The following is a 6,142-nucleotide window of genomic DNA, read 5'->3' on the forward strand; positions in this document are numbered from 1 at the left end:
GGGCGGGGCGGTGCGGGGCATCGCGGGCGATCCTGCCACGGCCGCCCCGCCGCGGGCCGGACCGAGGTCCCCGGCCGGCCCGGTGTCGCGCACGTCGCACCCGGTGAGGGCCCCGTCCGGCGGGTGCCGCGCGCCGGAGTCAGTACGCTGGTGGCAGCCCGCGGTCCGCCGCGCGCCGCTCCACCGTGCAGGACCGACAACCACACAGCGTCGACGTCCCCGGTGTCGGCGTGCGCGCGACGAGGCCGCACCCCGCCGAGGACCGACACAGGAGGTCAACATGGCCGCGCCCGCCAGCGCGCAGCGCATCCGGGAGACCATCGAGCCGGTGGTGACCGCCGCCGGCCTGTGGCTGGAGGACGTCGAGCTGGGCCGCGAGGGCGGCCACGCCGTGGTGCGCGTCGTGCTCGACGCGCCGGAGGACGCCGAGGAGCAGGTCGACCTGGACGGCGTCGCCGACGTCTCCCGGGCCGTCTCCGCCGCGCTCGACGACCTGGACGGCCTGCCCGACCGCTACACCCTCGAGGTGTCCAGCCGCGGCGCCACCGCCCCGCTCGTGGCCCGCCGCCACTACGCGCGGGCCATCGGCCGCCTGGTCGTCCTCCGGCTCGTCGACGGCGGGTCGCTCACCGGCCGCCTGGTCGACGTCGAGCGCGGGGCGACCGACGCCGAGGACGCGGTCGTGGTGACGCCCGAGACGCCGGGGGTCAAGGGCCGGCCGACGAAGGTCGGCGACCCGGTGCGGCTGCTCCTCGCGCAGGTGCGCGAAGGCCGCGTCGAGGTCGAGCTGGTCCGGGACAAGGACGACGCACGGGGCGGCGACTCCGCCCCCGACGGGCCGCAGGGCCGGGAGGACTGATCGTGGACATCGACATGCAGGCGCTGCGGCTCATCGAGCGGGAGCGGGAGATCAGCCTGGACGTGCTCGTCTCGGCCATCGAGCAGGCCCTCCTGTCCGCCTACCACCGGACGCCGGACGCGCACCCGGACGCGCGGGTCGAGCTGGACCGCCGCTCCGGCCACGTCACCGTGTGGGCGCGCGAGCGCACCGTGGTGCCCGCGCCGGACGCCCCCGGGCCGACCGAGGACGGCGACGGCACGGTGACCGCGGTGCCGCCGACGACGACGACCCTGGGTCCCGAGTTCGACGACACCCCCGCGGGCTTCGGCCGCATCGCCACGGCGACCGCGCGCCAGGTGATCGTGCAGCGGCTGCGGGACGCCGAGGACGACCAGGTGCTCGGGCAGTTCCGCGGCAAGGAGGGCGAGGTCCTCGGCGGCGTCATCCAGCAGGGCCGCGACCCGCGGGTGGTGCTGGTGGACGTCGGCGGCACCGAGGCGGTGCTGCCGGCGCACGAGCAGGTGGCGACGGAGAAGTACGTGCACGGCGAGCGGATCCGCGCGCTGGTGCTGGACGTGTCGCGCGGGTCGAAGGGCCCGCAGATCACGCTGTCCCGGTCGCACCCGAACCTCGTGCGCAAGCTGTTCGAGCTCGAGGTGCCCGAGATCGCGGAGGGGCACGTCGAGATCACGGCGCTCGCCCGCGAGGCGGGGCACCGCACCAAGATGGCGGTGCGCTCGCGCGTGCAGGGCCTGGGTGCCAAGGGCGCCTGCATCGGCCCGCTCGGCGCCCGGGTGCGCGCCGTGATGGCGGAGCTGCACGGGGAGAAGATCGACATCGTCGACCACTCGGACGACCCGGCGGAGATGGTCGCGCACGCGCTGTCGCCCGCCCGGGTGCTGTCCGTCACGGTCGTGGACCCGGCCGCCCGCGCCGCGCGCGTGGTCGTGCCGGACTACCAGCTGTCGCTCGCGATCGGCAAGGAGGGCCAGAACGCCCGCCTCGCCGCGAAGCTGACCGGCTGGCGCATCGACATCCGGTCCGACGCGCAGGGCGCCGACGCCGGCCACGAGGGCGCGCAGGAGCGCGCGCAGGCCGCCGGTTCGCCCGCGGCGGAGGCCGACGCCGGCGGCGCCGGTCGAGTCGGGTGACGTCGCGCGCTAGACTGGTCGCGGCTGGGCCGGACGCCCGGCTCTCCTCGCCGAGCAGGCGCCACCCCGACACCCACGCAGCGGATCCCGCGGCGGAGGTCGTCGTGGGCCCGGTGCGCACGTGCGTGGGGTGCCGGAACGCCGGTCCGAGGTCGGTCCTGCTGCGCGTGGTCGCGGCGACGACGGACGCGGGAGATCCCGCGGTCGTGGTCGACGTGCGCCGGGCGCTGCCGGGCCGGGGGGCGTGGCTGCACCCCGATCCTCACTGCCTCGAGCTCGCCGAGCGCCGTCGTGCGTTCCCGCGTGCCCTGCGTCTCGCGGGGCCGCTGGACACGTCCGCGGTCCGGGAGCACCTCGGGGCATGAGGAGGACCGTCGCCGCCCGGGCACCCCGCCGGGGTGGCATGTGCACCGTCGAACAGGGAAAGCGGGTCGAAGAGCCGATGGCTGCCCGATGAGCACGCACCGATGAGTACCCAGCGATGAGTACCCAGCACTAACGACGGTCCGACCCTGTCCGGGCGGGCCGAGACAGGGAGAGATGTGGCCAAGGTCCGCGTCTACGAGCTCGCCAAGGAGCTCGGAGTCGACAGCAAGTCCCTCATGACCAAGCTGAACGAGCTCGGTGAGTTCGTGCGCTCGGCGTCCTCGACGATCGAGCCCCCGGTGGTCCGCAAGCTGCGGGACACCTACCCCGCCGGTGGCGGCGCGAAGCCCGCCGCGAGCCGGCCCGCCAGCGCCCCGGCCGCGTCGCCGGCGCCCTCGGCGACCCCCGCGGCTCCCGCGCCGTCGGCCCCGGCCGCCGCCGCGCCTGCTGCGGCCCCGGCCCCGGCCCCGGCCGCTGTCCCGCAGCCGCAGGCCGCCCCGGCGCAGGCGCAGGGCTCGTACCTCACCCCGCTGGTCCGCAAGCTCGCCGCCGAGAAGGGCGTCGACACGTCGACCCTGACCGGCACCGGCGTCGGCGGGCGCATCCGCAAGGAGGACGTCCTCGAGGCCGCCGCGAAGGCGGAGGAGGCCGCGAAGGCGGCCGCCGCCCAGCAGGCCCCGGCCGCGGCCCCGTCGGCGCCGTCGGCCCCGGCCGCGGCCAAGCCGGTCGAGCCGTCGCCGCTGCGCGGGACGACCGAGAAGGCCAGCCGCCTGCGCCAGGTCATCGCCGAGCGCATGGTCGACGCCCTGCACAGCCAGGCGCAGCTGACCTCCGTGGTCGAGGTCGACGTCACCCGCGTCGCCCGCCTCCGCGCGAAGGCGAAGGACTCCTTCAAGGCCCGCGAGGGCGTCAACCTCACGTTCCTGCCGTTCTTCGTGCAGGCCGCGGTCGAGGCGCTCAAGGTGCACCCGAAGATCAACGGCGTGCTCGAGGGCAAGGAGATCACCTACCACGGCACCGAGAACATCGGCATCGCGGTCGACACCGAGCGCGGCCTCGTCGTGCCGGTGATCCGGGACGCGGGCGACCTCAACCTGGCCGGCATCGGCCGGAAGATCGCCGACCTGGCCGGCCGCACCCGCGCGAACAAGGTCACCCCGGACGAGCTGTCCGGCGCGACCTTCACGGTGACCAACACGGGCTCCGGCGGTGCGCTGTTCGACACCCCGATCGTCCCGGGCGGCACCTCCGCCATCCTGGGCACCGGTGCGATCGTCAAGCGCCCGGTCGTGATCAAGGACGCCGACGGCGCCGAGGTCATCGCGATCCGGTCGATGTGCTACCTGGCCCTGTCGTACGACCACCGCCTGGTGGACGGCGCGGACGCCTCGCGGTACCTGATGACCGTGAAGCAGCGGATCGAGGAGGGCGCGTTCGAGGCCGAGGTCGGCCTCTGAGCACCGCCTGACGCAGCACGCGACGCCCCGGCGACCCACGCGGTCGCCGGGGCGTCGTCGTGCCCGGGGTGCGGGTGGGGGGCGGCCCGGGCCGTTGACCGGTGCTCGGCGTGCGGCTACCGTGCTGGCGCTCTTTCGACAACGGGTGTCGAAATTTCGGCGCCCCGGACCACGAGGACGTGACCCGATGCGAGCAGCACCCCGCGCCGCCACCCGGCGCCGGACCGACTCCCCCGCACCCCCCGCCCGACCGCGCCGGCGCCGGGCGCTCGCCGCGGGGCTGGCCGCCCTGCTGGCGGGCACCGGGGCCCTGCTGGCGCCGGCCGCCGCGTCCGCCGCGCCGCAGCCGACGGCCGGCGACGAGGCCCGCGGAGGCGGGCAGGGCGGCGGGCACGGCGGCGGGCGCGACGTGCGCCAGCTCCGGACCTGGCTCGCCGACACCTACGCGTCCCTCGACGCGATGACCGACCCGGGCACCGGCCTGGTCGCCGACAACATCGGCGGCGACCTCGACCCGGCCACCGCCAGCGCCTACACGTCGCCCACCAACATCGGCGGCTACCTGTGGTCCACCGTCGTCGCGCGGGACCTCGGGCTGATGAGCCGGCACGAGGCCCGTGCGCGGATGGCCACCACGCTCGCGACCCTCGAGGGCATGGACCGGCACGACGAGTCCGGCATGTTCTACAACTGGTACGACCCCGCCACCGGCGAGCGCGTGGACACCTGGCCGGACAGCGGCGACCCGGTCGAGCACTTCCTGTCGTCGGTCGACAACGGCTGGCTCGCCGCGGCGCTGCGGGTGGTCGCGTCGGCCGAGCCGAGGCTCGCGGACGAGGCCACGGCCCTCTACGACTCGATGCACTTCGGCGTCTACTACAACCCGGAGGGCCGCGCGGACCTCGGCGTCGGGCTGATCCGCGGCGGCTTCTGGGACGAGGAGCCGTCGGGCTGCTCGGTGCCCGGCAACTACACCGGCGGCGAGACCGTCTACTACACCTGCCACCACTACGACACGACCGTCTCCGAGACCCGGATCGCCCTGTACCTGGGCATCACCGACGGCGAGATCCCCCCCGAGGCGTACTGGGGCACGTACCGCACGTTCCCGTCGACCTGCGACTGGTCCTGGCAGGAGCAGCGCCCCAGCGGCGTGACCCGCACCTACGACGGCGTCCCCGTCTACGAGGGCGTGTACCACTACGGCGAGATGGCGCTCGTGCCCGGCTGGGGCGGCTCGATGTTCGAGGCGCTGATGCCGGACATGCTGGTGCCCGAGTCCGAGTGGGCCCCGCGGTCGTGGGGCGTGAACCACCCGCTGGTCGTCGAGGCGCAGAAGCGGCACGGCCTGGACGAGGCGGGCTACGGCTACTGGGGCTTCTCCCCCGCCAGCGACCCGCACGGCGGCTACGCCGAGTACGGCGTCGACGTCCTGGGCATGCGGTCGGACGGCTACCTGTCGGACGGCACGACGGACGTCGACCTCGGCTTCGCGGGCTGCCGCGAGGCGACCAACCCCGAGCCGGAGTTCGGCGACGGCGTCGTCACCCCGCACGCCGCGTTCCTGGGCCTGGAGTACGACCCGCGCGGCGTGATGGACAACCTCAGGAACATCGCCGCCGACTTCGACGCGTACGGGCCGGGCGGGTTCTACGACGCCGTCGCGGTGCGCTCCGGGACCGTCGCCGAGCGGTACCTGTCGCTCGACCAGTCGATGATCGTCGCCGCGATCGGCAACTACCTGCGCGACGGCCTGCTGCGCGAGCACGTCGTCGGGCCGGACATGGAGCAGAACCTCCGGCCGGTGCTCGCCGCCGAGGTGTTCTCGTCCGCGGCCGCCCCGGTGCCGCCCGTGCTGACCGAGCCGGCGCCCGGGTCGACGGTCGACGCCGTGACCCGGCTGGCCGGCACCGGCGAGCCCGGCGCGCACCTCACGGTCACCGGCCCCGACGGCGGCGTCTGGTGCACCGCGGACGTCGACGCCGACGGCGCGTGGGCGTGCGACGTCGCCCCGCCGCCCGCGGGCGACCACGCCCTCGCGCTGTCGACGACGAACGACGCGGGGATCACCGTCGCGGGCGCGGGCATCACGCTGACCGTCGCCCCGGCCGCACCCGGCCTGCCGGGTGACGCCGGCCCGGTCGAGCCCGGCGCCGCGGGCACGGACGCCGGCACCGCCCCGGCGGGCGACGAGCCCGCGGCCGGCGGCGCGGAGCCCGAGCTCGCGGTGACCGGGGCGCACGCGGCGCTGGGCGTCCTGGCGGCCCTCGCCACCCTCGCGGCCGGCGCGTCCCTGCTCCTCCGCCGCCGCCCGACCCCCTGACCCT

4 protein-coding genes and 1 pseudogene are annotated in these 6,142 nt (G+C 75.9%); all 5 read left to right on the top strand.

The genetic code is table 11. The features are described 5' to 3' along the window. Positions 1-280: 280 nt before the first annotated feature. Entirely contained in the window at positions 281-859 is a 579-nt protein-coding gene (rimP, locus tag MHY85_RS19610) for a ribosome maturation factor RimP (protein WP_239199816.1), read from the top strand. 2 nt (positions 860-861) lie between these two features. Continuing rightward, positions 862-1,992, top strand: a complete 1,131-nt coding sequence (nusA, locus tag MHY85_RS19615) for a transcription termination factor NusA (protein ID WP_239199818.1) — start codon at positions 862-864, stop codon at positions 1,990-1,992. 125 nt (positions 1,993-2,117) lie between these two features. Further along, positions 2,118-2,357 carry a YlxR family protein gene (locus MHY85_RS21990; RefSeq protein WP_374234167.1) on the top strand — a complete coding sequence of 80 codons (240 nt, stop codon included), beginning with the start codon at positions 2,118-2,120 and terminating at the stop codon, positions 2,355-2,357. Positions 2,358-2,480: 123 nt separating this feature from the next. Next, positions 2,481-3,815, top strand: a pseudogene (gene sucB, locus MHY85_RS19630) (2-oxoglutarate dehydrogenase, E2 component, dihydrolipoamide succinyltransferase); the annotation flags it as partial. Between the two features lie 187 nt (positions 3,816-4,002). Next, the gene (locus tag MHY85_RS19635; RefSeq protein ID WP_239199822.1) at positions 4,003-6,138 is read left to right on the top strand and encodes a glucoamylase family protein; all 2,136 of its coding nucleotides are present in this window, start codon (positions 4,003-4,005) and stop codon (positions 6,136-6,138) included. Positions 6,139-6,142: the final 4 nt, after the last annotated feature.

The organism is Cellulomonas sp. ACRRI (assembly GCF_022346185.1).
Taxonomy (GTDB): Bacteria; Actinomycetota; Actinomycetes; order Actinomycetales; family Cellulomonadaceae; genus Cellulomonas.

What these genes read in the sequence shown, in the direction of transcription:
- MHY85_RS19635 (WP_239199822.1), top strand. Translation starts at nt 4,003, where the DNA reads ATGCGAGCAGCACCCCGCGCCGCCACCCGGCGCCGGACCGACTCCCCC.
- rimP (WP_239199816.1), top strand. Translation starts at nt 281, where the DNA reads ATGGCCGCGCCCGCCAGCGCGCAGCGCATCCGGGAGACCATCGAGCCG.